Source organism: Faecalibacterium taiwanense (assembly GCF_036632915.2).
GTDB classification, from domain to species: Bacteria; Bacillota; Clostridia; order Oscillospirales; family Ruminococcaceae; genus Faecalibacterium; species Faecalibacterium taiwanense.
The window spans coordinates 2737362-2762642 of record NZ_CP155552.1 but is presented as its reverse complement, the minus strand read 5'-3'; the positions used below and the strand labels follow the sequence as shown (position 1 = coordinate 2762642).

Below are 25281 nucleotides of genomic sequence, written 5' to 3'. Positions count from 1 at the left end.
ATCATTTTGAAAGCCGTCCGAACCCGGCGAGATGCTTCTCCCAGTAGGACGAATGAATGTTTGCGTACTTGATGGGGTCGCCGGCACTGACCATCATGCCGTTGCCCAGATAGATTCCGGTGTGGCTCATGCCGGGGGTGTCGTAAGTGCCCTTAAAAAGACCAGATCTCCGGGCTTTGCTTCTGCCTCGCTGATGTGCTGGCTCTTATTCCACAAGCCGTTGGCGGTAGTGCGCCCCACATCGTAGCCGTTCTGGTTGTAGACCCAGCAGACGTAGCCGGAGCAGTCAAAGCCTGTTTCCGGGGAGGAACCGCCCCAGACGTAGGGCGTACCCACATACTTTTGGGCTTCCTTGTAGATGGCGGCAAACTCGCTGTCTGTCAGGGCTTCTGCCGGAACCTGATAGTCGATGCCCGGTGTGCCGGAGCCATCCGAGCCACCGGGCGGCAGACCGCCGTTGAACAGATAGGGTCTGCCGCCCAGCGTATCCTGAAAGATCTCGTACCGTTTCCACTGGTCGTTGTTCAGTTCCTCCCGGATGACGACTTCCAAGCCACGATTGACCAGCTTGGTGTGGAAGATGCGGTACTCGTAGGGCACCTGCGTAGGAACCGGGATTCCTGCCGGGCTGATGACCCAAACGGTCTTATACCGTATCTGCACCTCCACCCATGTGGTCAGCTTGTACTGCTTTTTGAAAGTCTCCTTCAACTTGCCCTGCACCTCCGACCGGGTGTAATCGTCATACAAAGTGGTCAGGAACGAAGTCAGCTGCCATGGGTCATGCTCGATGGGATCAAGGTGGTACTGATACTCGTTGTAGCCGGGGTGGTCGACGGGGTGCGCTTGATCTTTTTGTCCAGTTTCTTCTCCAGCTTTTTGTAGTCCTGCTCTGCGCCCCGGATGTCCCGGTCCTCGGCAGAGTACATGGTCTGCCCGGACACCTGTGTGCCGCCAGAAAAGAGGATGCCGCAGGAAGAAAAGCCGGACATCACCATGAGGATGAGCAAAGAAAAACGCCCACGATCACCAGAACGTGTGCGTTGCCTTTGGCGGCGTTCATCAGCCCTTTTACGGCGGTGCTGACGGCAGTTTTGCCTTTTTCTACGGCCTGTTCCACGCCAGACCGAGCGGCAGATGCGCCGTTGGATGCTGCTTTGCCGCCTGCGGTCTGCGCCGCCGTGCCCGACCGGGCGGCGGCATAGTAGCTTTTGTGGATTTCTTGCCGCTGTTTCCAGCGTGAAAGCCAGTTGGAGCCGCCCTCACCGGTGCCGGATGCGCCTGCATCTTGTGCCGCAGTCGGCTCCGATGCGGAAGATTTAGCGGTTTTGGTGCCCTTGTTGCCCTGCATTTTGGCTTTCTTTTTCAGCTTCCGGGCATAGCGGCTTTTGGCAATATCGTGGGTGGTCTCGGCGGCTTTTTCGCCCTCGCTCAGAGCCTGCACACCGACGTTTTCATCCTCGTACTGGTCAACTTCCCGGTGCACCGCAGAGCGGGCGGCATGGGCGGCGTACATTTCACGCTTCTGCGCCTTGCTCAACCGGCTCAACTCGTCCGGGGTCAATTCTGCCTTGCCGAACCGCAGGTGCTGGGCTTTTTCGGCAGTCTTTTCTGCATCGGTTTTCAGCTTTTTCTTTCTGGGCACCGTCTGCTCTACCTTGGCTTTTTTCGGGGAGAACGGGTCTTTTTTGCGGACGTTTCCTCTTTGATGTTCAGCTTCGGTTCACTCATTTCTGCGCGCCCTCCGAGACTTCACCCAACTTGGTGGTCATAATGCGGTAGAGTTCCAGATCGGTGGGGAAACGGTCCACAAACGGCAGAATGACATTGCCGAAAAACAGCAGCCCTTCGCCCTCGCCGGAGTGGGTCACATAGGAAAGCTGATGGGGCGAGATGTTGAGCTGCTTTGCGAGGATCTGCCGGTCTCCTGCCGCCTGATTCAGCATGATGATCATGTCACTGTTCTCGAAAATATTCTCGACTTCACGGGAAGAAAGAAGGTCTTTCACGTTCTGGGTCAGCCCCGTGGGAATACCGCCCCACTTGCGGAAACGCTTCCAGATCTCCACGGAATAAGCGGCAGTCTGCTCCTCTTTTAAGAGGAGGTGCATCTCGTCCATATAATACCGTGTGGACTTTCCGCTGCTGCGGTTTGCCGTGACACGCCCCCAGACCTGATCCTGCACAATGAGCATACCGAGTTTCTTCATCTGTTTGCCCAGTTCCTTGATGTCGTAGCAGACAATGCGGTTGTTGACGTTCACGTTAGTGCGATGATTGAACAGGTTCAGGGAGCCTTTCACATAGATTTCCAGAGCCGTGGCAACATGGTGGGCTTCTTTTTCGTCCTGTTGGAGCAGGGCATTGTACAAGTCCTCAAGGATGGGCATATTCTCCGGGCAGGGGTTCGCAAAATATTTGCGGTAGATCAGATGCACACAGCGGTCAATGACCGTCTTTTCTACCGGCAGCAGACCCTCCTTGCCGCCCACCACCAGCTCACACAAAGAAAGAATAAAGTCGGCTTTCAGGGACAGCGGATTATCCTCCTCGGAGTAGTTGGCGTTGATGTCCATGGGGTTGACAAATTGGGTGCTGTTGGGGCTGATTTTGATGACCTGACCTTTCAGCCGGTTCACCAGCGGCGAGTATTCGCCTTCGGGATCATTGATAATAATATCATCGTCCGTCACCAGAAATGCGTTGGTGATTTCACGCTTTGCTGAGAAACTTTTGCCAGAACCGGGAGTGCCCAGAATCAGGCCGTTGGGGTTTTTCAGCTTTTTGCGGTCCACCATGATGAGGTTGTTGGACAGGGCATTCAAGCCGTAATACAGCGATTCTTTTCCGCTCTGGTACAATTCCTGCGTGGTAAAGGGGATGAAGATAGCAGTGCTGCTGGTGGTCAGTCCCCGCTGAATTTCGATCTGGCAATCCGCCAGCGGCAGCGAGGACATCAGCCCATGCTCCTGCTGAAAATCAAGGCGGCACAGGTTGCAGTTGTGCTTCTGGGCGATGGAGCTGGCCTGAAAGACGTTGTTTTCCAGCTCCTGCTCTGTGCGCCCGGTGTTCAGAACAAGGAACGTCACCAAAAACATTCTCTCATTCTGGCTCTGAAGTTCTTTGAGCAGGGCTTTCGCATCCCGCCCGTAAGTTGCCAAATCGGACGGGATGATGTCAATATCATACCCGGCACGGATGGCTTTTTTCTGCTCCTCGATCTTGCTGCGGTCCAGTTCGGTGATGGTGCGCTTCACGGTCTTAATGGCACGGTTCTGGTCAACGGACTGGATGTGCATGGTAACGATTTGGGACGAATCCATGTCCAGAAAATCCTTCAAAAGCTGGTCGCTGATGTCGGATGCCGTGATGCTCAAAAAACTGGCGGCGCAGAAGATGCCGCCCATCTGGAAGGTACGGCTGTTTTTGAACGAAAAGGCGGTGGGTGCAATGGCATCCTTCGCCGAAAGTCCGCTTTTCACAAGGTCTTTCCAGTCAAAGTGAAACTTGGATGCACCGTCCATGTTGAACATATCGTGCATGAGCTTCAGCCGCTGGGCACCGTTCAAGGGCTTTGCCTGCACCCCCAGCCGGTGGAAGTTGTTCAGCAGGTCATTCTGAATGTGGTCGAGCCGGGGCTTGACCTGCGCCATGCTTTCGCCCTCCACACCAAAGGTGATGAACTTGGTCTTGGTCAGACCATTATTGCCCTTGGCAAGCTGCTGGCGCAGCATCTGGCTGTACTCCGCACGCACATCGTCAAAACCGTCCTTCTGGAACGGGATACGGATGCTCTTTTCAAACTCGGTGCTGTCGGTTGCCATGTTCACAAAGGACAGCTCAAATTTGATGGAGCTGTCGAAGAAGTTGAGGAAGGAGCACCATTCTTCAAAAATGGCGGTCTTATCCTCCTGCTGGGCGAGCTGGTAATTGATGTCCTGATACTGGATGGTGCGGGTGTAGTAGTTAGGCTTCACCCGGCAGGTGCCATCCTCAAACATCCGCTGCATGGGGATGGACTGCTGGGCGGTCCGGGGCACAGCAGGCTTTGCGTTCTGCCTGCGCTTCTGCGCAGACTGCGACTTGCTGTGCTTACCGGTCTTTTTCCAAAACGGCATCATGGGTCACGCCTCCTTTCATCAAAATCGCATAGTAGTTGTTGGTCTTGTAGGGTCGAACCCTCGGGCGGACAAACCGGGACTGCACATAGTACGACAGTAGCTTTTCCAAGGGCTGGCCGTTTTTCTCGTACATCCCAAGGAAGAACGCCGGCAGCATCACCGCCATCATACCGAGGGTGGCAGCAGTGTTGCCGCCGGAATCCCGGAGAACAAAAAACAGCGGCACTCCAATGAGAGCCGCTGTGCCAAAGCAGACAAGCTGCCGCTTGGTCAGGTTGAACGCGACCTTCGATTTTACTTTCGTCAGGTCACGGGGAACGGAAATATACGCAGCCAATCAAACACCTCCTTTAGTGCGCTCCGAGGACGGATTTCGTCACCGAGCTGGTCTTGAACAGGCTGAAACAGAGCAGGACAGTGTAGCCTACAATGCTCCAAATGGAGTTGATGGCATCCCCAGAAATCGCTACCGATTGTATCAGCACCGCATAAATTGCCACGCAGATGAGGATGAGAAAGCCCTGCAAACCCAGTGCAAACAGGCATTTCAGGTAGTTCTGCCCCATGTGGCTCTGCTCGTGGTTGCCCCATGTTGCCATGGGGATGGGCGCAAGGCTCACCATGCAGTAAATTTCAATCATACGTCCGTAGACGATGACGAAGATCACAATGCTCAATATCCGCATGGTGATGCCGATGAAGAAACTTTGCAGAAAAAGTCCGAACAGGGGCCAACGTCCATCTGCATCAGGCTGGATTGCAGCATGGACAAGCCAATGTCGTTGACATGGGTATTTCCGGCAATGATGCCGCTGGAATCGGACACTACCTTCTGGGTGATGTCGAACACCGCCATCACAATATCGAAGGTGTTGGAAATAAACCACACCGACACCGCCGTTTTGAAGATCCAGCGCATGATGAGCGCAGGCTCAAACTGTGCCATATTGTTGTGCTGGGTGATCATCTCGATCAGTTCATAGCAGGCGATAAAGGTCAGGATGATGCCTGCGATGGGTAACACCACGTTCCGGGAGAGGGCTTCGATCATGGCGAACACTCTCGGCTCAAAGCTGGAGGGCTTGGTGCCCACCTGCTGTGCGATGTTTCCCACCTGCGTGTTCACATCATCAAACAGCCCGCTGAGATTGGACATAATGCCTGCCGTCAGGATGCTTTTGATCCAGTCGGCAATGGCTTTGAGAACGGTTTCCATTCAGCAGTCACCGTCCTTAGCTGAAGTGGTTGATAAGGGTCTTGAGAAGGTTCAGGAGGAAAATAATGTGGGTCAAAAACTGCATAAGACACCGCCTTTCATGGATGGGTGGATGTTCGTCTGCAATTCGCTTCCTATTATAATAAGGGCTGTTATCCACAGCAGAGATGGAGCGATTGCGTATGTACAGGCGGGAAACCCCGCCTGCGGCTCTTAGCCGAACAGACCAGACAGCAGAGGAATCAGGGTGATGCCCACCAGAGCGACACCGCCGCCAGCCATGAGCTGTTTTATCCCCAATTAGGTGTAAAACTCTGCTCGATGGCGGGCGGCGGCGTACAAAAAATCTATATGGTGTTTTTAAGAGAACCGTCCCGGCGGGACAGGTCAGGCAGTGACCTGTTCCACCTCTGGGATGGGTTTGAGATTAAAATGAATTTCGATAGAAATGTGTCTTGTTTTATCTTCGTCAATGCGCTCATGCACGACGATTTCTTTGATTAAGCGGTTGAGGGTGGCTGCGTCCAGCTCTGTGATATTGGCGTATTCCTGAATGGCTTCCACCCATTGTTTTGCGTCATTGGCAAGCTGGACTTCATCGGACAGCCGCTTTCTGCCCTCGGACACTTTTGCTTTAAGCTCCGCTTGCTCGGTCTGTGTCTTTTTCAGCATGGTGTTGAAATTCTGCTCACTGATACGCCCTGCAATCATATCCTCATAAAGCCGCATGACCATTTTATCCAGAACCTCAATCCGTTCCTCGTCCCTTGTAAGGGAGCGTTCCATTGCTTCCCGCTGTTCCCGCTGCTCGGCTTCACAGGTATTAGTCAGGCGGTCGGCAACCGCTTTCCCGTCCATCAGGGCAGCTCTGGCACATTCCCGGATTTTCCGCAGCACATGGCTGTAAAGGGTGTCATAGTCAATCCGGTGCTGGGTGCAGTGGTTCTTTCCAAAGGCATTGTAGGTCTTGCAGGAATAAATCTGCTGGGGATGTTTTGCGTTTGTGTAGCGTATCGTCAGCGACTTCCCACACTCGCCGCATTTTATCAGTCCGGCAAACAGGCTGATTTCATTGGTCTGCCCCGGACGCTGGCGGGATTTCAGCTTGTTCTGCACAATGTCAAAGCTCATGCGGTCAATCAGCGGTTCATGCTGTCCCTCCACCACAATCCAGTCCTCCGGCTTCTTTTCTCCAATCGTGCCGATTTTGAAACGGTAGTCTTTTTTCTGGGAAGCAATCGCCCCGGTGTAGACGGGATTCATCAAGAGGTCTTTGATAACGGAGAAGTCCCACATATACCGTCCGTTTTCTGGGTCTTTCTTTTCCCATTTGGTACGGGTATTGCGAAGCCCCCGTTCCCGGTTCCACCATGTGGGGCAGGGGATTTTTTCTTCCTCCAGCCGTCTGCGGATATAGTTCGGACCATGACCGTTCAGGGCATATCCGAAAATCAGCCGCACAATCGGGGCGGTTTCCTCGTCAATGAGCAGATGGTTTTTGTCCTCCGGGTCTTTCCGATACCCGAACGGGGCAAGACACCCGGTAAACTGTCCTTTCTGCGCTTTCAGAAGATAAGAGGAATGGACTTTCTTGGAAATATCCTTGCTGTACATCTCGTTCAGGATATTCTTGAACGGGGCAATATCGTTGTTATCACGCAGGGTGTCGATACCGTCATTCATGGCGATATAGCGGACACCGTTTCTTGGGAAAAAGTCCTCAATCAAATGCCCGGTTTGCAGATAGTTACGCCCCAGTCGGCTGAGGTCTTTCGTGATGACAAGGTTGATTTGCCTGCGCTCAATGGCTCTCAACATTCTCTGTAAATCAGGACGCTCCATATTAAGACCTGTGAAGCCATCGTCCTGATAGACTGCCACAACCTCCCATCCCTGCTTTTCGCAGTATTTTTCCAGCATATCACGCTGGTTTGCGATACTGGCACTTTCGCCTTGCAGGTCATCGTCCTTTGACAGCCTGCAATAGACCGCTGCACGATACCCTCCGGCAAGTGCCGAACCGATTGTTCTGTATTCCATTTCGTTCATCATAGCCATTTACCCACACAATCCAGACGGTATCTGGCTCTTTTGAACCTCATCTTCATTATAGCTCATATCTTTCCTTTTAGCAAGATATTCTTTCGTATTTGTCTTACCGTATTTCTGGGAAATCAGGCTGACGAACACATCGGTTGCGTCCAGTTCCCCGTCAAATACCGTTGTAACATGAATCTCTGTTTTGTTTTTTGCCATAGGCAGTTATCCTCCATACATGAAAATAGCCAGACAGAGCGGTGTCGGCAACGAAGTCCGGCAACGGGCTTCAAAAGACCTTGCAAACAATCTCAATCTGGCGATGGTTACTATTTATACTTTTCTTTTATTTTTCTGTTGTTTTGGTTGTCATAGGGGAGAAAAGCCGATAGTTTCGGGATTTTCCCCGGCAACCGGCTCGGCAACGGGATAGCAACAGGGGGTGCAACGGGCTGTCATTTTCAGAACGGAAGCTCCATCTGTTCTGTGACCTCCACAAAACCGTCCATCGTTTTTTCAGACGGGTTGCCGGAGTCCGTTGCCGGGTTTTCACGCTCCCAGCCCTTTTGTCTGCCATATTCGGAAAACATTCTTGGGTTCGGGAAGTACCGCCAGCCAGAAATGCACTGGTTCATAATCTCGTTGATTTCCCGGATTTCCCATTGCTTCGGCTCGTCAAAGGCATGGTTCAAGGCTTCCTTATAGAGCTGCTTGGAGCAGACCATGCTCCCGGTGTACTTATCAAGATACGCCTGTATCATCCCGGCTTTGGTGTCCTCCGGCATAAAATCCCGCTGGTGTTCTTTGAGATACCGCTGCATGGCAGGGCTGAAAGCCAGCTTGAACCTGCCGCTTCTGTAAATTTCCATCGCTTCTGCCCACATCTGCTCGATATAGGCTCTGGAAGCGGCTTCGTCCTCCAAAATGTGAACCTCGGCTTGCTCCGGGTACACCATGACGGGGATAAAGCGGCGGTTGCCGGAACGGTCAAGGGGCAGGAAGTCAAGGGCATTGGAAGTGCCGCCAAACACGCACTGACGGGGGCGGTCTGCTGGGTGGGTTTCATAGGGTATCTTGTAAACCTCTTTCTGTCGGCTTAAAAATGACTTGATTTCCTCAATGCTCTTGGCGTTTGCGGTTGCCATCATTTCCGACATTTCGATAATCCAGTGACCTTGCAGCTTACGGTACACATTGTCATCGTCCAACTTCCGCAAATCATCGGAGAACCACTCGTCCCGGACTGCCAGCAGACGGAAGAAGGTGGACTTGCCAGCCCCCTGACCGCCTACCAGACAGAGCATGATTTCAAATTTGCATCCCGGCTGAAAGGCTCGTGAGATTGCGCCCAGCAGGAACAGCTTCAACGCTTCATAGGTGTAATCGTCTGCGTCAGCCCCCAGAAAGTGCCGCAGGCAGAAACGGATTCGCTCTGTCCCGTCCCACACAAGGGTATTGAGATAGTCCCGGATGGGATGGTACTTGTTTTCATTCGCCACAATCCCGATGGCGTTATCAATCTTCTTCTCATTGGTAAGCCCGTAGGTTTCTTCCAGATAGAGAAGCAGATACTTCATGTCCGTATCGTTCAGGGCGGTGCTTTCCCTGTGGAAGCCGATGGGCTTTATGATGTCCTTGCGGTCGGTCAGGATGTTGTATGCGATAGCCCCGGAAAGCAGCGGGTCACGCTGGAATACGGTCAGGCAGTTCCGTATGCTCTGACGGACACCGCCTTTCTCGGTAGTTTCCAGCCCCGCCTTGATTTCCTCAATGCTCTGGGGCGGCTGCATGGCGTTCATGGTGTTTTTTAGTTCTTGCTGCGTTTGCGGCGGCAAGCTCTGCCATTCGCTTTTCAAGCTGTATCACATCCTTCCCGTAGTCCGTAATCAAAGCTGCTTTTTCCTCTGTCTCCCCAAAGAGCAGCACATCCAGCAGATATTCCACTTGGTCTTGCTTCTGTAAGGCTTCCACAAACCGTGGATGAAAGGCTTCCTCCGGGGAGTGCGGGGCATAATCCTTTCTCCATGCCCGAAGCGAGTGAAGATAATCGGCAAGAATACGGAAGCAGCGGCTCTTTGCTTCCTGAAACTGTTCCTCCTGGGATTTCTGCCGGGGCTTGGGCTTTTTAGCCTTCCCCGGCGGTTTCCAGTCCTCATAGGAAAGCCCGAAGTCCTGTGCCAGCTGTACGGCGGCTTCTTTCTTTCCCAGCCCATACAGGGCGGCGGCAAAATCAATCACATCCCCATCCGCACCGCAGCCGAAGCAGTGGTAACGCCGATCAAGCTTCATGCTTGGGGTTTTATCGTTATGGAACGGGCAACAAGCCATCCCGTTCCGGCCTACACGGATTCCATAATGCTCCGCAGCCTGTCTTGTTGTGACGGACTGCTTCACAGCTTCAAATACATTCAAATCTATCCCTCCTTGAAAAAAGAAAAGCACCTGACATTCTCAATCTGAAAATGGCAAGTGCCTGTTAAAGTTCCATATCCTGTTGTTTGTGTTTTGTCTGCACCGGGGCAGTTCTTTGTGCTTTTTTCTCGTCCGCCTTATCCTGCAAGACTTCTTTGAGGGGCTGCTTCTTGGGCGGCTCTTTGCTTTCTTCTGTGCCGGGGGTGGCTTTCCGTACCCAGTAGCGGATGTCCCGCAGCTTCTTCAAATCCTCCTGTACCTCGGTCAACGGTATTTTCAGGGCTGCAATTTCTTCCAGAAGCGTTTCCTGCTCCTCTTGCAGTTCCTTTTGGGTGCTGTCCTTATCGTCTGGGTGCTTGGCAAGGTAGGCAGCGGCTTTCTCATACCGGGCAACCTCCGGGTGTTCCTGTTTGAATTTCTCCTTTGTTTTCTTGAAAAATATCTTCTGGTACTTCTCATAGAAAGGCTTACATTCCTTGCAGTCTGTTCGGCTGGCAAGAATCCCGTCAATCACTTTACTGCGGGCTTCCTTTGGCTTCATCTGATTGCGGTAATCTGCGGCTGATTTCCCGGAAGATTCCAGAAATGCTTCTAAGTCCTCCACAGTGGAAAGCCCCTTTTGCCGGAGATAGGACAGGGCTTCGCTGACTGCCTTTAAGTCCTGTGAAGTCCCCCGGTTCTGTCCAGCCCTTGTCCAGTCCTTCCGTTCTTCCTTTCGTATCTCCATATACTTCATCAGCAGATTGGGAAGAAGCGTTGCTTCCTCCGCCGCTTTTTGCGCAAGCAGCTCTTTCCGTTTTTCACCCAGCTCGGTAATCCAGCCTTTGAGGTTTTGGATAAGCTGCCGGATGGACTTCATCAGACTGTTGGCGGCTCTGATTTCCCGGTTCAGGTTGCTGATATTCGTCTGGATACCACGCTTTTCCATCTGCCGGACAGCAGCCCCCTCATGGACAGTGGGAACTATATCAAGCCCCTGTCTGGCATAGGAACGCAAGTCCACACGCTCCGGGCGGTCATTGGCTTCCAGATAGCGGTTCTGGATGACCTCCCATTCATGCCGCCAGATTTCACAATACTTCTGGTCGTTCCAGTCAACCGTATCCTCCTTGTGGCTTTTCCATCTGCCGGACGGAAGTTTGATCCGTTCCCCATTCTCGTCAAGGTCATAAACCTTGCGGCTCTTGGGAAGCCATTTCCCATGTTCGTCCATTGCCCTCATAGTGAGCAGGACATGGGCGTGGGGATTGTGTCCCGGCGGATAAGTGTCATGGATGGCAAAGTCAACAATCATTCCTTTGGAAACAAACTGCTGCTCACAAAACTCCCGGACAAGGACAGCGTACTGGTCAGGCGGTATCTCTCTGGGAATGGTAAGCACCCACCTCCTTGCAAGCTGGGAGTTCCATTGTTTTTCCACAGCTTCGGCGGCGTTCCATAGGGTATTGCGGTCTGCATACTCCGGCGGAGCATTTGCCGGGAGCAGGATTTCATTGTGGACGATACCACGCTTTTCCGGGTAGTGCTTCACTTGCTGGTCGTATTCACAGAACAGCTTTTCGCCACTCTGGTAAGCAGCGGCGGCAACCGCAGACTGCCGCTGGCTGCGCTGAACAATCGTGATTTCGTTGTGTGGACAGGGCATTTCGTGTCCCTCCTTTCGCTAATTGGTGGACGGGGTGGCGTTTTACCACCTCATTTTGGGCAGAAAAAGCAGGAGACCTTTTTCAGATTTCCTGCTCGGTGTGCCGCTATGTGGGCGGCGGGTATTTAATTGTAAAAGTTCGGGGCAAGTTGACCCGATGTGAAGCTGACAAACTGGAAGTTATTTTACTTGCGTTCTATAAATCCTATGATTGAAAAAATCAATCCTACAATCCCAATTCCGATAACGAGCAGCCCCATTCCTGATGAGCAAAGAGAAATTATAATGGCAAAGAGTAGTATTGCAATACCTAATCCAATTTTCTTCATTGTAAATCCTCCTTTACAAATGCCGATTTGTTGTCATCTTCATTATACTTCATTGGCTATCGAAAAGATAGCATATTTTATGAAACTTGTCGGCTGGGAACAGCTTGCAACGCAAGGTGTCCCCAGATGGCAAGTCCACAAAAGGGTAGCTGGCGGCAGCCAGCGCAGGGAAGCGTAGCGTCCCCTGTTTGATTTGGAGCAGACCATGACTGCGGAAAATCACAGCCCTCCGGCGAGGAGCCTTCGGAGAACGCAATGCACCAACCTCTGGGTGGTGTATAATTGCGCCCTTAGTAAACTAAGGGGTTTCCGGCTTCTTCCGTTCCAGCAGTTTTTTCAATAGTTCCTGCGTGTCCTGTCTGTGAAAAATGAGTTTCAACAACAGCATGATATCATCATCTGTCAGGCGTTCCGGCTCTTGCAGAAAACTTTCCAGCATACCGCCACGAGTACAGAGCCGGTGCGTCCGTTCCTTTCGGGTAAGCTGCTTCAACTGATGCTGCAATGCCTTTTCATCATTGATAGCTTTCCGCAGTTTCTTTTCGCTTTTCTCCAGCTCCCGGTTGAGCTTTTCAAGTTTTGAGCTATCAGGCAAGGGCAGCGTCCTCCTTTCCCGGTATCAGCACATAAATCCTGTTCGGCTCTCCAACGCCCTGACGCACCCGCATGATAAGTCCTGCGTTTTCCAGTTCATTCAAAGAACGCTTGACCGTCATAGGACTGCGGGACAGGACTGCGGCAATGGCTGTGACAGGGAAGCAGACAAACAGGATTCCGTTCTCGTCCTCCTGCCCTTTGGATAGCATAGCGTCCAGCATCCGGCAGTACATGACCTTTGCGGTGCTGCTGACTGGAAATCCTGTCAACGCTCTGGGAAATGGCATACAGGGCGGCAGTGGTGTGTCTATCGTCATAAATTCAAAATTCATTCGGTGTGTTCCTCCTTTTTCTTTGCTCGTTTGGATAAATAACGGGGGCAGTCAATCACAACCGCCCGGAAGCTCTGCTTGCACCCATGCTGGCATTTCCGGCATAATTCGTTGTAAGTGACACGCCCCCGGTCATTGAGGTAAAAGGAAAGCTCCTGTTTCCTCTTTTTGCTCATTCTCGGCATATTGCGCTTCCTCCCGTTTTTGTGTATGGTTTCGGGGCGATTTTCGGAAAAATTACAGCCATAGAGCCGCCTAAAATCTCCCGAAGTATCAGCGATAGGGTAGACTATCCCCCTATCAGATTGTCGTGTTTCGGTATCATTTCGGTGTCAGTTCGCCAGTTCTCCCCGGTGTCGTTCCTCCCCTGAATCTCACAGCGGCGTATCGCTCCCTTTGGTACGCTCGTTTCGGTCAGGGTTCCTCCACATCCCTGCCAAAAGTCATGGCACTACATCGCCGGGGAAGCATATCCCACACAGGCTGGTCATTCGATTGGAATAATCCATCGATGAACTACCTGTATCATAGAACATTTTTGTGCCCTGTGCCGTATGTCCACAAAGTAGGAATTAGGAGTAAAAATCAGAAATTTCCACGATTGCGGAAAGTGTGATATAATCCAGTTAAGCGGCAGCAATGAAACCGCCGGAAAGGAGTGTGCGCCCATGAAAGGAGCAACAAGCATACAGGAACGCCTTTGGGAACTCCGCAAGGACAAAGGCTTAAATCTGGAAGAACTATCAAAGCTGACGGGTATTTCCAAATCTGCTCTCGGAAGTTATGAAAAAGAGGATTTTAAGGAAATCAATCATGGCAACCTTATCACGCTGGCAGACTTCTATGGGGTTTCCGTTGATTATCTACTGTGCCGGACAGAGAACAGGGAGCAGATCAACACGTCATTGACGGAGCTGCATTTGAATGATGAGATGGTAGCACTTCTGAAAAGCAGTCGGATTAACAACCGTCTGCTCTGTGAGCTTGCCACACATAAAGATTTTATCAAGTTTCTTGCAGACATTGAGATTTATGTGGACGGGATTGCCACCATGCAGATTCAAAATCTCAATGCACTTGTCGATACCGTCCGGCATGAAATCATTGAACGGTATCGCCCCGGCGAAGATGACCCGCATTTGAAAGTGCTGCAAGCCGCCCATATCAGCGATGATGAGTATTTTAGTCACATGGTTCTGGATGACCTCAACCTCATTATCCGGGATATTCGGGAAGCCCACAAAAAGGACAGTGAGAGTGCACCCCAGACCACCGTTGCCGATGAACTGAAAGAAAATCTGGAAGCGGTCGAAAATTTCAAGGGCAGCCGGGATGAAAAGCTGGTTGTCCTTTACTGCAAGCAACTTGGTATCAACTATAAAAATCTGTCAGATGAAGAATTTCGCTGGCTCATTCGGATTCTCAAAAAATCAAAGAAAATGGGAACGCCTATCAGCCAAAGGAAAAAACGGTAAAGAAAAACCGCTGTTGCATGGTTTGTTAGCTTCCATGTAGCAGCGGTTTTTACTGTGGTTATTCAGTTGAAAATCAGAACGATAAACTGGGATTTACGAAAATCTTTTTTGAATCTTATACAGCCATATACTACAAATAACAGCTATAAATAATATAAATATAACTGCAATAGAAATAGCATAATCTTTCGGTAATATAACTGCAATCACTCCAGAGAACAAAAGACAAATTCCTATCAATAAAACAGGCTTTCCTAATGCTTTTGCATATCCTTTTCTGTCGTTTGTGGTTTCAAATACTTTGCCATGAACAGAAGAATAATTTCCTTTTAATAGAGAAAAACTAACAAATATGAGAAGAGCAGAACAGAACCACATCATTATACTAAAGCCTATCATAATATATCCCTCCATCAATTCTAATTTTCTTAGTTCTATAAACTGAAATTTTGTTATTTCATTTTTTCTTGACACTCGCTACATTCTTTATCGTGAATAGAAATAATGCCACCGCATTTAGGACAAGTATATTTTATTTTCTGCTGTTCCATGAAATGTTCCAAACCATGTCCTTGAACAAAACGGCTATTTTCTATAAGACTTGCTTGATACCGTTTATTATAGCTTTTTTCAAGATTTTTAATCAACTTACATGGATATTCAGCACATTCAAAACAATAGGATAACGATTTTCCTTTGATGCAATCCTTTATTTTGCATTTACGACAATGTTCTGGTTTCCCTTTATCACTATTCAAGCACCCAGAACAAGTTTTTTTATTGTAACAGTGCTTATAACAAACCTTACAATTCATTCCGCATGGGGCAAACATGCTTATATCAATTTTTTCTTTTGACATTTTCATAGTTGTTTACTCCTTTCAACAAATTCTTATTTGTCATAATCATTCTACCATACCGTTATGAATAAATCATCTCTTGCAAAATAATTTCTTCTGCCCGGTTGTGAATGTTATTGCAACGCCGCACCCATTCCATTTGTTGGGTTCGTTTCAATTCCTCGGTCACGCCCTCGGCATCTTTCATCTGCTCCATGATGGTGTCTAACCGTTCCTGTGCCTGTTCGTTCAGGTCTGCAAGGTATGTCCATAACTCCCCTGTCAAGGTCAAGGTGTTCAATTTGGCTGGGTGGACTTCTCTTAAATACTCCCGGTGCATCCGTCCGTACTTTCCGATAGGGCGGTGTTCCTCCGGCAGCTTCAAATCTGGGATATAGTAATCTCCGACAAGGATATAATCAATTCCGTTTTCCGTTATTCTTGGTTTCAATTCGCTCATGCTCCTTACCTCCTGTGGAAGCAGGCTCGTCTGATACTAACTCAATCACATCGGTAATCTCACAATTCAGCGTTTCGCAGATACGGGCTAATGTATCCATGCTGATGTGCTTTCCTCTTTGCTCATGTTGGCAATCATATTCGTTGTCATACCAGCAGCAAGCCTTAAATCTTCTTTTCTCATATCACGCTCTAACAGTGTATGCCAGAGTGGTTTATAGCTGATGTGCATATTGCTTTCCCGCCTTCCTATCCATACCACCGGGGCGGCTGCCCCGGCAGGAACTTTTCTCTTATTATAGCACTAATCTTGTGAAATCACAATTTATTCTTGTGGACTGCCGCTGATACCGTCTGGATTGTGCTTTTCCTTTCTTTTTGTTCCCTTTAATTAGCCATGAACTGCTTCATGCCCTGAGACTTGGAGCCGGGGTTGTCGTTACCATAACCCTCAAGCAGATTGATAGCACCCCAAACGCCGAGACCGGCACCCAGAGCGACAACCAGAGTCTGAAGAACTTCGATAGCAGAGTTAAAGAATTCCATAGTCGTTTCTCCTTTATTTTGAAAAAATTGAAGACCGTCCGTACACACCCGAAACCATAGATGTTGTGCTGCGAACTGCGGCGGAGTGGATTTTCTGGTGTACCTCTCCGGTCAAAAATAAAACCGCCTACCGGGTCAGGCAGGCGGGAGCGAATCAGCGTCAATCACAACAAATTCATCATTGGGATTGATTTTTTCTTTTCGGTTCAGATATTTTTCAATATCGAAGGTGTTTTTGGGGTCGTAGTCCGAGGTCAGCTTGTAGTTGGGATGCTGGGTCAGGTCGTACTTGTCCGAAAGAAACGGTCTGACGCCACGCAACTGCAAAATACACTTGCCGCCGTCCAGCACCGCCGGTTCGTCTCGGCTCAATAATTCGTGACCCATCTTTTGGAACGTAGTGCCGTAACTGGGGCTGTTGCCACGAGTGTCCGAGGTGTTAAACGCATCAATGGTCTCCTTGCCCAGAATCTCGGACAGGTCTTTCAGAGTGGTCGGCTCGCTGCCGCCCAGAAAATTTGAGAATCCATGTTGCCCACGATGGTGTCCGCATTGTCCTTGTAGATGGCCTTCAACTGGCTTCTCGCCTGCAAAACAAGACAGGCGGAGATCTCACGGCTGCGGATGGTGGCCACCAGCTTTTCCAGATTGGGAATCTGCCCGATGTTGGCGCACTCGTCGATAAGGCATCGCACATGGATGGGCAGCTTACCGCCGTACACATCATCTGCTTTGTCGCACAGCAGATTGAAAAGCTGGGTGTAGACCATGCTGATGAGGAAGTTAAAGGTTGAATCCGTGTCCGACATGATGAGGAACAACGCCGTCTTCTTATCGCCCAGCGTGTCCAGTTGCAGCTCATCGTACATGGTGAGGTCACGCAGTTCCTGAATGTCGAAAGGAGCCAGCCGTGCACCGCAGGAAATCAGGATGGATTTTGCGGTCTTTCCGGCAGCCAGCTTGTAAAGTTTATACTGCCGCCCGGCAAAGCTGTTGGGCTTCTTTTTTGCCAGTTCTTCAAACAGCAGATCCACCGGATTCTGGTATTCCTCGTCGTCCTCCAGCACCTGCATGGTGTTCAGCATTTCCAGCAGGGTGGCGAAATTTTGCTCCTCCACCGGGGCTTCGTAATGCAGATAGGCAATCAGGGCGGTCAAAAGCAGTCTTTCGGATTTTTCCCAGAAAGGATCGCCGCCACTGCCTTCGCCCTTGGTGTTGGTCATCAGCGTTGTCACCAACTTCAAAACGTCTTTTTCGCTGTGGACATAAGCGAAGGGGTTGTAGTGCATACTCTTGGAAAAGTTAATGGTATTCAGGATTTTCAGCTTGTAGCCGTTTTTCAGAAGTGCGTTCCCGCACTCGACCACGATACTACCTTTGGGCTGCCTTTTGTCAAGATAAAAAATCAAGATGCTGCTGTAAATTCAAAAGTTACCAGCTTTCGCTTCTTTTTGAATGATTTTTCGCATTTGAGTATCCAATGTGCTCTTCGCGTTCGGATTGAAAAAGATGTTGACGTTGTAAGTTGTGTTTTTGACTCGCATGGTCAACATTCCATCCGCAGGGCGATGTTCGGTCAAAGTGACAGTTTTGCTCATTTGTGCTTCTCCTTTTACAATGTGTGTTCCGTTGTCTTTTGATAGGGCTGTGATTTTTTCTCTTCAAGAGCCACCTTGCTATCATTCAGCTTTTTCAGTACCGATTCCTTTTCCGGGGTCTTGCCGCCCGGTGCGGAAAGCTGTTGCTTATTCAGCACAAGGTCGATATACTTGCGGATATTTTTCAGAGCAGAGATGTCCGGCTGCAAGGTTTCCAGTTGGCTGCGCAGCTCTGCGCTGCCGGATTGCAGCGCAGAAAATTCGGCATCCAATGCCGAAAAATCTACCGCTGTGCTGCCGTTCAGTTTCATCAGGGTACGGACAGCTTTGTTGAATGCGTCCAGCTCGTCCTTGTGCTGGGCAGCATAAGCGTCCTTTGTCAGCTTGAAGTTCTTCTTTATAAAGATGTCGTGGATGGGCTTCAGCTTGGCATGGATGGCAGCAGCATCCTTGATCTGGGCGATTGCTCGCATCTGGCTCTCGTTCTGCTTCAACTGTCTGCGGAGAGGGGCGGCGGTCTGGCTCAGGTCTTTGATTGCGGCGTTCAAATCCTCGATGGTGTTCAGAGAATGGGCCTTCAGGTAGTCCACCGCCTGCCGAATCTCCTCAAAATCCCGGACGGTGCATTTCAGTTTTGCCTTGCCAGACCAACCGCTGCGCTGCTCGTTGCGAAGGTTGAAGTAATCCACCAGCAGGTCGGACAGCGTGGGTTCTTTCGCCTTTTCCAGAGCGTCCAGAAGAAGCTGCTTCTTTTCGGTCAGGTCTGCGATCCAGCGTTGCAGTCCCCGGATGGTGCTGCGGATGGACTGCATCAAGCTGTTGGCGGCACGAATGTCCCGGTTCAGGTTGCCGAGAAAGGTTTCTATCCCACGTTTTTCCATCTGGTGAGCAGTGGGGCCGAGATGCACGGTTGGAATCTGCTGCACGCCCTGACGCTCGAATGAGCGGAGATCAACACGTTCCGGTCTGCCAGCGGCTTCCAGATAGCGGTTGGTGATGGTTTCCCAGCCATGCCGCCAGACCTCGGCGTACTTCTGGTCGTTCCAGTCCACCGTGTTTTCCTTGTGACACTTCCAGTTCCCGGATGGGAGTTGGATGCGTTCTCCATTTTCATCAAGATCATAAACCTTGCGGGCTTTCGGGAGCCACTTGCCATGTTCGTCCATTGCCCGAATCGTCAGCAGAATGTGGGCGTGTGGGTTCCCATCGCCCTTGTCGTGGATGGCGAAGTCAGCAACCATGCCTTTGGAAACAAACTGCTCGTTGCAAAATTCTTTGAGCATGGGAAGATACTGGTCTTTCGGAACTTCTCTCGGAAGTGCCAGCACGATACGGCGGGCAAGCTGGGAGTTCCATTGATTCTCCACGGCTTCTACTGAGTTCCAGAGCGTTGCCCGGTCTGCATATCCGGGCGGCGCATGGGTTGGCAGCATGATCTCGGCATGGACAAGTTCTTTCTTTTTGTTGTAGAATTTCGTTTTCTGGTCGTACTCACTGAACAGCCGTTCACCGCTCTGGTAGGCTGCACCGGCAACAGCAGACTGTCCTTGGCTGCGTTTTACGATGGAGATTTTGAAGTGCGGACATGGAATAGGAATCACCTCCTTGTGAGCATTTGAAACGTTCCCTTGTAAAAAATGTGGATTTATGATACTATTATCTTGGATAAGTAAACAGAAAGCTGGTGAGCCGATGTCAGAAAGAAAATCAGAACAAGAACTGGACTTTGAGCAGAAACACAAGGAAGATTTGCAGCGGATTCGAGAGTTTCGTTTGATTGATGATGATTTTATGGCTGCGGTGTTTGAAGACCACGACTGTGCAGAGTTCTTGCTCCGAATCATCCTGAAGAGGGACGATTTGGTTGTGCGAGAGGTTCATGGACAATACAGCATTAAAAATTTGCAGGGACGTTCGGTTCGGCTGGACATTCTGGCGGTAGACCGAAACAACCGTGCATATAATATTGAAGTCCAGCGCAGTGACCGGGGCGCAAGTGAAAAACGTGCTCGCTACAATAGCAGCTTACTTGATGCAAATCTGACAGATTCCGGTGAGGAATACGATGCGTTGAATGAAACTTATGTCATCTTTATCACAGAAAACGATATTTTGAGGGCTGGGCTTCCGATTTATCATATTGACCGAACTGTTCAGGAAACCGGAATGATCTTTAATGATCAGGCTCATATCATCTATGTTAACTCGCAGATTAAGGATGAAACGGCGCTTGGTAAATTGATGCATGACTTTTTCTGTACCGATTCCAGCAAAATGTACTATCCCATTTTGGCCAATCGAGTATGGTACTTCAAAGAAAACGAGAAGGGAGTGGCAACTATGTGCAGAGCTATGGAAAAAATGCGGGACGAAACCGCTGCTGAGCAGAACATCAAAACTCTTTTGGTGTCTGTAAAGAACCTGATGAAAAACATGAATCTCAGCCCAGAACAGGCTATGGATGCCATGGGGATTTCTGAGGATGACCGTAAGATGTTACTGCAAAGAATTTGATGCTCTTTTGATTGAACTTTATCCCTAAAAATTCAAAAGCCGACTAGGATTTTTCCAGTCGGCTTTTGTACTTTATATCGTGTTCTTCTGCAAAAGGATAGCTGCAAAGCAGCGCAAGAAAAATGCAGTTTTCCTTGGGATGGAATCGGGCTGGCGCACAAACGCCAGCTTCGATTTCATCGAGCCGTCTGCAAGACCGCAATTTCACCGGAACGGTGTATAATTGCGCCCTTTATTCTAAAGGGTTTTGGACGTTGCTGCGTTCGTGAACGTTATGCACCATCTTTGCAAGTGCCAGCACGACTTCCGGTTGACGGAATGAGATTTTCAGCAGTTCCATCACCTGATCGTCGGTCAGCTCTCCCGGACAGACCAAAAGCTTTCCAGCATTCCGGCACGGGTGCAAAGACGATGCACACGCTCTCTCCGGTTCAGCTCCGACATCCTGCGTTCAAGGATCTTCTCCCGGTGCTGGCAAGAGCGCAGCTTCTGCTCTGCTTTGGCTTTTTCGCTGCGGAGGTAGGCAAGGTCGGATTTGGGTTGGGTCAATGGTATCACGCTCCTTTTTCAAAAACTTTTATTTGCTTACAAACATTTTATAATTCATATTTACCGCCTTGTATTCTTTGAGATAACGAATATAATACGTCTAGGAGAATAGATAAATAATTGAAAAATGATTGCTATATTTGCTGTTAGGAGGTGGGCATAATGAATGCAAAGATACTGATTGCTGATGATGAAAGCGATATTGTTTCTATGCTCAGTAACTTTTTTGAAAGCAAGGGCTTTCGTGTCCTGCCCGCTTTCAATGGTGCAGAAGCACTAAAGCAAGTGGAAAAACAACCGGATATTATTTTGCTTGACATCAATATGCCCGGAACAGACGGGTTAGAAGTTTGCAAGCGTATCCGTGATCACATATCCTGCCCGATCCTTTTTCTGACTGCCAGAATCGAAGATACAGATAAGGTAAAAGGCTTTGCTGTTGGCGGTGATGATTATATTGTAAAGCCCTTTTCCCTCGTAGAGCTTGAAGCGCGGGTACGCGCTCATCTGCGCCGGGAAGCACGACACAATTTTGAAGCACAAGTCAAGTTTTCCGGTGATTTGACGATTGACTATTCAGAACGTTGCTTATTCTTTGGCGATAAGCGTGTCGGTCTTGCAAAAGGGAATTTGATATTGTGGAACTGCTTTCTCAAAATCCAGGACAGATCTTTGATAAAGAACGGATTTATGAGCGTATTTGGGGTTATGAAAGCGAGGGTGACAGTAGCGTTGTGGCAGAGCATATCCGCAGGATACGGACTAAAATTGCTGCATATACCGACCATATATATGTTGAAACGGTTTGGGGGTGTGGATACAAATGGGTCAAGTAAATTGCCGCAAGCACTATTTATCTCTCCGAAAAAGCCTTGTTCTCTATGTAATTGCCTTTGTTGTACTCGCAGTCTTTCTATCCGTAACAACTTTTTCAATCTGTGATGGTGCTGCCGAGGGTATCAGTGCATCTTATCCTCCGTCCGGCGAAAAATATTATTTGACGAATGAGCAGGGAGAACAGTTGGGCAACGGCGCTTACATCGGGACAGTGCCCGTCCCGATGTCTAAAGAGGACGAGTGTACCATTGCGCTACTGGAGAAACTTCCCATTGTTGCAACTCCTATCTATTCTGCATTCTGTATTATCGCTGCTGCGCTGCTATTTTACAGAAACAGGCTGAAAAAGCCGCTTGTGGAACTGCGGACTGCTTCTGAAAAAATAGCGAACAACGACTTGGACTTTTCAATCGACTATGATAACAACGATGAATTGGGGCAGCTTTGCGCGTCCTTTGAAATCATGCGGACAACCCTTGCGGACAATTTCTCTAAAATGTGGCGGCAAGTTGAAGAACGAAAAGCACTCAACGCCGCTTTTGCTCACGATTTGCGTACCCCTCTAACAGTACTAAAAGGCTACCCTCAGCGTTACTGGAATTACACTGTTCCTATCTGCAATCAGTAAAAATCAGATTGTAGCTTTGGTTGCGGCGATAGCAATTTTTCTGTTCCCAGTTTTGCTGCCAATCACAGAAGCAAATCCGTTGTTCCGATTGGTTGGACTTCTTCCTATCTATCATGTACTGGCTATTTCGCTCCTGTCGGTGGAACAAATGAGTAACGGTATGCTGTATGCGATATGGGCAATCCCGGCAGCACTACTCTTTTTGGGAGTTGGTGCAGGTATCTCTCGCCGTGTATTTGCCAAGCACCAAGTTTCATAAATATGGAATGATCTACCGGACGACGGCAAAAGAAAAAAGCCGTCGTATAGCAGACATATCCGCACGCCCATTTTGAAGCGGCGGCTCAATTTTCAGAGCCGCCGCTTCTTTGTGTTTACACAAACCAATGATGACTTGCAGGGATACGGTAGCCGATTGGAGATTATTTTACCATAGCAGATCGGTGCCCCGCACGGGCTGGATAGCCAGTGCGGCACCCTGACCTGATACGTTACCCCGCCAGCTTCGCCCCTTGCCTTCCGCTGGCACACCTCCGGGTGCTGCGTTGCAAGGGCGTCAAGCTGCTTCTGCAAGGCAGAATTCAGCGTGAACACGCTGTTCGTTCCGTCCTCGCTGGCGTAGATCATGGTTTCCAGCTTAAACATCGTCAGAGAGTTCGTCATCTTCGTTTTCCTCAAACATCTCAGGCCCCCAATCCTCATCACGCTCGATGTCCTGCGCCAGCTTCTCCATCCTAGCATAACACTCCATCTCGGAACGGATGAAGTAGAACATCTGGTCGTACCAGCGCTCCAGATGCAGCGATTCGTTCTCCAGCTTACGGACGAAATCGAACACCAGCCTGTTCAGATCAGGATCAACCGTCAGTCCGGCAACCTCATACAGCCGCTTGCGGGTCAGTGCCAGATCGGGGTTGCCGTAGGCATAGAGCAGCTTCTTTTCATCAAAAGTCAGTTTCATAGGCGTGTACCTCCGTATCAAAAAGGGGCTGCCGTGTGCAGACCCGATGTAACGAAAAGACCGCCTTGCAGTCGTGCAGGGCGGTCAGAGATGCAATATTGTATCAGACAAAAATCAGCTCAGACTTGATGATTTCCTCGGCGCGGTTTCGGATGCTGTTCATCCGGAGCACCCATTCCAGTTGATCGGCGGCTTTCAGGTCTTCGGTCACATCCTCGGCTTTCTGCATCTGCCGGACGGTCAACACAAGCTGTTCCTCGGCCTGCTTGTCCAGCTTGGCAAGGTAGCCGCTTAGCTCACCGGACAGGAGCAGTTGATTGTACCGGATAGGATGATGTTCTTGCAGATATTTCTTATGTAAGCGGCCCCACCTCCCGATGGGGTGCTGTTCTGCCGGGGCTGCTGCGGTCAGGTTCGGCAGATAGTGGTCATTGACAAGGGTGTAGTCCAGACCGTTAGCGTTGTCATGGATGGAATTTTCAAGTTTGTTCATGCGGATTCTCCTTTCAGTTCATCGGTTGGTTCAAGTTGAAGGGGATTTTTTCGGCAAGCTCTTGTTGAGCCAGCTTTTTCTTTTGGGCATATTGGCGGCAGCGTTCCCGGTTTTTCTGTAAGAGTGCTTCGTACTCTGCTGCTGCTTGCGGGTCAGTTTTAGCAGCTTCTCTCAAAGCCACTCGTTTTTTCTTGCGGTTTTCTCCAGATGTTTTTTGGTACTTTTTACGCTTGGCTATCTGCTGTTCTGTAATCTTTTTCGCATCGTCGTGGTTGATCTCGATTTGGCTGGGAAAAGTATCGCCAATGAAGTTGAAATAAATGTCGATTTGCTGTTGACGGTAGATCGTCCGTCCGCCGGATGCGGAATGAATCACCACTTTTTCTACCAGCTCGTACAGCATTTCATCTGTCAGCGTTTCACAGTCCTTATATTTCCGAATCAGTTTTACAAAGCGTTTCAGGTCAACTTTCGTTGTTTCAGCGTTGTCCAGTTCTTTTTTCAGTTCCGCCATACGGATTTCACAGCCCGTTTGTTCTTCATCGTACTGTGCCATCAGCCGCTGGAATTGACGTTCCGGGATTTTACCTATAACACTGCTTTCATATAGGCTGCGAATCAAAGTATCAAGCTCATCCATTCTCTTTTGCACAGCGAGCAGTTCTTTTTTGTACTCGTTAGAAGATTGACTGTTCTGGCTTTCCCATAAAGTTCGAAGCTGTTCTGCAAATTCTGTTTCATCCTCAAGGACTTTTTGCGCCATTGCTTTTATTGCCTCCAGAATGGCGTCTTCAATGGTTGATGTCTTGATAAAATGGGATGTGCAGGAGACGTACATATTACGGTATTTGCTGCACTGCCATGAAGAATCCGAATCGTACACTACATTAGAATCCCGATGTTTGGATTCTGGGCTGGAAAAGCTCATCCGGGAGCCGCAGTCAGCACAGAAAACCATACCCGACAGCCGATGTGTATATGTCCCATCCGGCAGTCTTTTCGGGCAACGTTTCCGAAGACGTTGTGCCTTATCCCATGTTTCTTGGTCGATGATAGCTTCATGAGTGTTTTTGAATACGATTCTTTCTTCCGGGGTTGCAGCGCGGCGCTTTTTTAGCTTGAAGTTTTCACGAATACTTTTGCACAGCACCGTATGCCCAAGATACTCCTGACGGTCAAGAACATAGGTCAAGGTGGTCGTATTCCATCGATAGGGGTCGTGGTACGAATGGTGCCGAGCAGATTCAGGATGATACTGTTCTTCATATGCAGACGGGATCAGCACTTTTTCATCCGAAAGAGTCTGGCCAATTTGTGCAAGACTGGCACCGCTGGCTGCCATATCGAAGATTCTACGGACAACGGCAGCGGCTTCTTCGTCCACATAAAGCGTCTGCTTATCACCGGGAATCCGTTTGTACCCGTAGGGAATACTGCCACTGCACCGTTTGCCGTCCTGCATCCGGGACTTGAACACCGCACGAATTTTGTTGCTGGTATCTTTGGCGTACCACTCGTTCATAATGTTCAGAAAGGGCGTAAAGTCGTTGTCTGTTGGATTGGCACTGTCTACATTATTATTGATGGCAATGAACCGAACACCTTTTGATGGAAACTGAATTTCGGTGTAAAATCCAACTTCCAGATAGTTCCGTCCAAAACGGCTCATGTCTTCTTGTGTCAAGTAGGGACT

At 49.6% G+C, this 25281-nt stretch carries 29 protein-coding genes and 5 pseudogenes; 4 read left to right on the top strand and 30 right to left on the bottom strand.

From position 1 onward, the window contains the following. Position 1: 1 nt before the first annotated feature. From PXT33_RS13720 to PXT33_RS13640, 17 genes and pseudogenes are all read right to left on the bottom strand, one after another. Positions 2 to 130: an NlpC/P60 family protein gene (locus PXT33_RS13720; RefSeq protein ID WP_347070388.1), complete on the bottom strand. Its 129-nt coding sequence runs from the start codon at positions 128 to 130 to the stop codon at positions 2 to 4. Continuing rightward, positions 127 to 792 carry a C40 family peptidase gene (locus PXT33_RS13715; protein WP_350339891.1) on the bottom strand — a complete coding sequence of 222 codons (666 nt, stop codon included), beginning with the start codon at positions 790 to 792 and terminating at the stop codon, positions 127 to 129. Before PXT33_RS13715 ends, PXT33_RS13720 begins: the two co-directional genes overlap by 4 nt. Next, positions 768 to 1010: a hypothetical protein gene (locus PXT33_RS13710; protein ID WP_347070386.1), complete on the bottom strand. Its 243-nt coding sequence runs from the start codon at positions 1008 to 1010 to the stop codon at positions 768 to 770. The genes PXT33_RS13715 and PXT33_RS13710 overlap by 25 nt, the downstream gene beginning before the upstream one ends. Continuing rightward, positions 992 to 1645 (bottom strand): hypothetical protein, encoded by a 654-nt coding sequence (locus PXT33_RS13705; protein ID WP_347070385.1) that lies wholly within the window; start codon positions 1643 to 1645, stop codon positions 992 to 994. The genes PXT33_RS13710 and PXT33_RS13705 overlap by 19 nt, the downstream gene beginning before the upstream one ends. Before the next feature lie 82 nt (positions 1646 to 1727). Continuing rightward, entirely contained in the window at positions 1728 to 4121 is a 2394-nt protein-coding gene (locus PXT33_RS13700; protein WP_332376791.1) for a VirB4-like conjugal transfer ATPase, CD1110 family, read from the bottom strand. Continuing rightward, a complete protein-coding gene (locus PXT33_RS13695; RefSeq protein ID WP_223474649.1) occupies positions 4093 to 4458 on the bottom strand; it encodes a PrgI family protein in 366 nt (121 codons plus the stop codon). The genes PXT33_RS13700 and PXT33_RS13695 overlap by 29 nt, the downstream gene beginning before the upstream one ends. Before the next feature lie 13 nt (positions 4459 to 4471). Continuing rightward, positions 4472 to 5337 (bottom strand): annotated as a pseudogene (locus tag PXT33_RS13690) (VirB6/TrbL-like conjugal transfer protein, CD1112 family). A 213-nt stretch (positions 5338 to 5550) separates the two neighbouring features. Further along, positions 5551 to 5634 (bottom strand): annotated as a pseudogene (locus PXT33_RS13685) (Maff2 family mobile element protein); the annotation flags it as partial. A gap of 90 nt (positions 5635 to 5724) precedes the next feature. Continuing rightward, complete coding sequence (locus PXT33_RS13680; protein ID WP_332376790.1) at positions 5725 to 7395, bottom strand: recombinase family protein; 1671 nt, start codon at positions 7393 to 7395, stop codon at positions 5725 to 5727. Further along, a complete protein-coding gene (locus PXT33_RS13675) occupies positions 7396 to 7593 on the bottom strand; it encodes a hypothetical protein (protein WP_003020324.1) in 198 nt (65 codons plus the stop codon). 242 nt (positions 7594 to 7835) lie between these two features. Then, complete coding sequence (locus tag PXT33_RS13670) at positions 7836 to 9173, bottom strand: virulence-associated E family protein (protein WP_044959872.1); 1338 nt, start codon at positions 9171 to 9173, stop codon at positions 7836 to 7838. After that, complete coding sequence (locus tag PXT33_RS13665) at positions 9142 to 9786, bottom strand: CHC2 zinc finger domain-containing protein (RefSeq protein WP_347070384.1); 645 nt, start codon at positions 9784 to 9786, stop codon at positions 9142 to 9144. Before PXT33_RS13665 ends, PXT33_RS13670 begins: the two co-directional genes overlap by 32 nt. A gap of 64 nt (positions 9787 to 9850) precedes the next feature. Then, positions 9851 to 11431, bottom strand: a complete 1581-nt coding sequence (mobQ, locus tag PXT33_RS13660; RefSeq protein WP_332376788.1) for a MobQ family relaxase — start codon at positions 11429 to 11431, stop codon at positions 9851 to 9853. 185 nt (positions 11432 to 11616) lie between these two features. Continuing rightward, entirely contained in the window at positions 11617 to 11760 is a 144-nt protein-coding gene (locus PXT33_RS13655; protein WP_009274458.1) for a hypothetical protein, read from the bottom strand. A gap of 298 nt (positions 11761 to 12058) precedes the next feature. Beyond that, a complete protein-coding gene (locus tag PXT33_RS13650) occupies positions 12059 to 12355 on the bottom strand; it encodes a DUF3847 domain-containing protein (protein WP_009323503.1) in 297 nt (98 codons plus the stop codon). Continuing rightward, positions 12348 to 12689, bottom strand: coding sequence for a DeoR family transcriptional regulator (locus PXT33_RS13645; RefSeq protein WP_006873175.1), 342 nt, complete (start codon positions 12687 to 12689; stop codon positions 12348 to 12350). Before PXT33_RS13645 ends, PXT33_RS13650 begins: the two co-directional genes overlap by 8 nt. Then, positions 12686 to 12874 (bottom strand): hypothetical protein, encoded by a 189-nt coding sequence (locus tag PXT33_RS13640; protein ID WP_003020302.1) that lies wholly within the window; start codon positions 12872 to 12874, stop codon positions 12686 to 12688. Before PXT33_RS13640 ends, PXT33_RS13645 begins: the two co-directional genes overlap by 4 nt. A gap of 483 nt (positions 12875 to 13357) precedes the next feature. Here PXT33_RS13640 and PXT33_RS13635 point away from each other — a divergent pair, with 483 nt between their 5' ends. Next, positions 13358 to 14164 (top strand): helix-turn-helix domain-containing protein, encoded by an 807-nt coding sequence (locus PXT33_RS13635; protein WP_117534455.1) that lies wholly within the window; start codon positions 13358 to 13360, stop codon positions 14162 to 14164. A 93-nt stretch (positions 14165 to 14257) separates the two neighbouring features. Here the strand turns inward: PXT33_RS13635 and PXT33_RS13630 are convergent, their stop codons facing one another. The 8 genes and pseudogenes from PXT33_RS13630 to mobQ (PXT33_RS13595) form a co-directional block, all read right to left on the bottom strand. Next, positions 14258 to 14563 carry a hypothetical protein gene (locus PXT33_RS13630; RefSeq protein WP_021425049.1) on the bottom strand — a complete coding sequence of 102 codons (306 nt, stop codon included), beginning with the start codon at positions 14561 to 14563 and terminating at the stop codon, positions 14258 to 14260. A gap of 53 nt (positions 14564 to 14616) precedes the next feature. Further along, positions 14617 to 15030, bottom strand: coding sequence for a DUF3795 domain-containing protein (locus PXT33_RS13625; protein ID WP_117505909.1), 414 nt, complete (start codon positions 15028 to 15030; stop codon positions 14617 to 14619). 55 nt (positions 15031 to 15085) lie between these two features. After that, positions 15086 to 15463 (bottom strand): TnpV protein, encoded by a 378-nt coding sequence (locus PXT33_RS13620; RefSeq protein WP_009274452.1) that lies wholly within the window; start codon positions 15461 to 15463, stop codon positions 15086 to 15088. Continuing rightward, a pseudogene (locus PXT33_RS13615) lies at positions 15423 to 15694 on the bottom strand (helix-turn-helix domain-containing protein). The gene PXT33_RS13620 and the pseudogene PXT33_RS13615 overlap by 41 nt, the downstream one beginning before the upstream one ends. A 155-nt stretch (positions 15695 to 15849) precedes the next feature. Then, positions 15850 to 16008, bottom strand: a complete 159-nt coding sequence (locus tag PXT33_RS13610; protein WP_015565202.1) for a Maff2 family mobile element protein — start codon at positions 16006 to 16008, stop codon at positions 15850 to 15852. Positions 16009 to 16143: 135 nt separating this feature from the next. Next, positions 16144 to 17390, bottom strand: a pseudogene (locus PXT33_RS13605) (VirD4-like conjugal transfer protein, CD1115 family); the annotation flags it as partial. A 42-nt stretch (positions 17391 to 17432) separates the two neighbouring features. Continuing rightward, complete coding sequence (locus tag PXT33_RS13600; protein WP_158581886.1) at positions 17433 to 17606, bottom strand: hypothetical protein; 174 nt, start codon at positions 17604 to 17606, stop codon at positions 17433 to 17435. Positions 17607 to 17620: 14 nt separating this feature from the next. Then, the gene (gene mobQ, locus PXT33_RS13595) at positions 17621 to 19198 is read right to left on the bottom strand and encodes a MobQ family relaxase (RefSeq protein WP_405002409.1); all 1578 of its coding nucleotides are present in this window, start codon (positions 19196 to 19198) and stop codon (positions 17621 to 17623) included. Positions 19199 to 19298: 100 nt separating this feature from the next. Here mobQ (PXT33_RS13595) and PXT33_RS13590 point away from each other — a divergent pair, with 100 nt between their 5' ends. After that, positions 19299 to 20120 carry a PD-(D/E)XK nuclease family transposase gene (locus PXT33_RS13590; RefSeq protein WP_243037182.1) on the top strand — a complete coding sequence of 274 codons (822 nt, stop codon included), beginning with the start codon at positions 19299 to 19301 and terminating at the stop codon, positions 20118 to 20120. A 354-nt stretch (positions 20121 to 20474) separates the two neighbouring features. On the opposite strand, the gene PXT33_RS13585 is transcribed toward PXT33_RS13590, so the two are convergent. Next, positions 20475 to 20669 carry a DUF3847 domain-containing protein gene (locus tag PXT33_RS13585; RefSeq protein WP_347070383.1) on the bottom strand — a complete coding sequence of 65 codons (195 nt, stop codon included), beginning with the start codon at positions 20667 to 20669 and terminating at the stop codon, positions 20475 to 20477. A gap of 162 nt (positions 20670 to 20831) precedes the next feature. Between PXT33_RS13585 and PXT33_RS13580 the strand changes: the two are divergent. Then, positions 20832 to 21505 (top strand): annotated as a pseudogene (locus PXT33_RS13580) (response regulator transcription factor). A 185-nt stretch (positions 21506 to 21690) separates the two neighbouring features. Next, on the top strand, positions 21691 to 22134 hold the full coding sequence (locus PXT33_RS13575) for a HAMP domain-containing protein (RefSeq protein ID WP_347070559.1): 444 nt from the start codon (positions 21691 to 21693) through the stop codon (positions 22132 to 22134). A 351-nt stretch (positions 22135 to 22485) separates the two neighbouring features. Here PXT33_RS13575 and PXT33_RS13570 read toward each other — a convergent pair whose 3' ends face one another. The 4 genes from PXT33_RS13570 to PXT33_RS13555 all read right to left on the bottom strand — a co-directional run bounded on the left by PXT33_RS13570 (position 22486) and on the right by PXT33_RS13555 (position 25257). Beyond that, positions 22486 to 22797: a hypothetical protein gene (locus tag PXT33_RS13570; RefSeq protein WP_347070382.1), complete on the bottom strand. Its 312-nt coding sequence runs from the start codon at positions 22795 to 22797 to the stop codon at positions 22486 to 22488. After that, positions 22772 to 23095, bottom strand: coding sequence for a hypothetical protein (locus PXT33_RS13565; RefSeq protein WP_118658455.1), 324 nt, complete (start codon positions 23093 to 23095; stop codon positions 22772 to 22774). The genes PXT33_RS13570 and PXT33_RS13565 overlap by 26 nt, the downstream gene beginning before the upstream one ends. A gap of 103 nt (positions 23096 to 23198) precedes the next feature. Beyond that, the gene (locus PXT33_RS13560) at positions 23199 to 23588 is read right to left on the bottom strand and encodes a TnpV protein (protein WP_118658454.1); all 390 of its coding nucleotides are present in this window, start codon (positions 23586 to 23588) and stop codon (positions 23199 to 23201) included. A 13-nt stretch (positions 23589 to 23601) separates the two neighbouring features. Continuing rightward, positions 23602 to 25257, bottom strand: coding sequence for a recombinase family protein (locus tag PXT33_RS13555; protein WP_347070381.1), 1656 nt, complete (start codon positions 25255 to 25257; stop codon positions 23602 to 23604). Positions 25258 to 25281 lie beyond the last annotated feature (24 nt).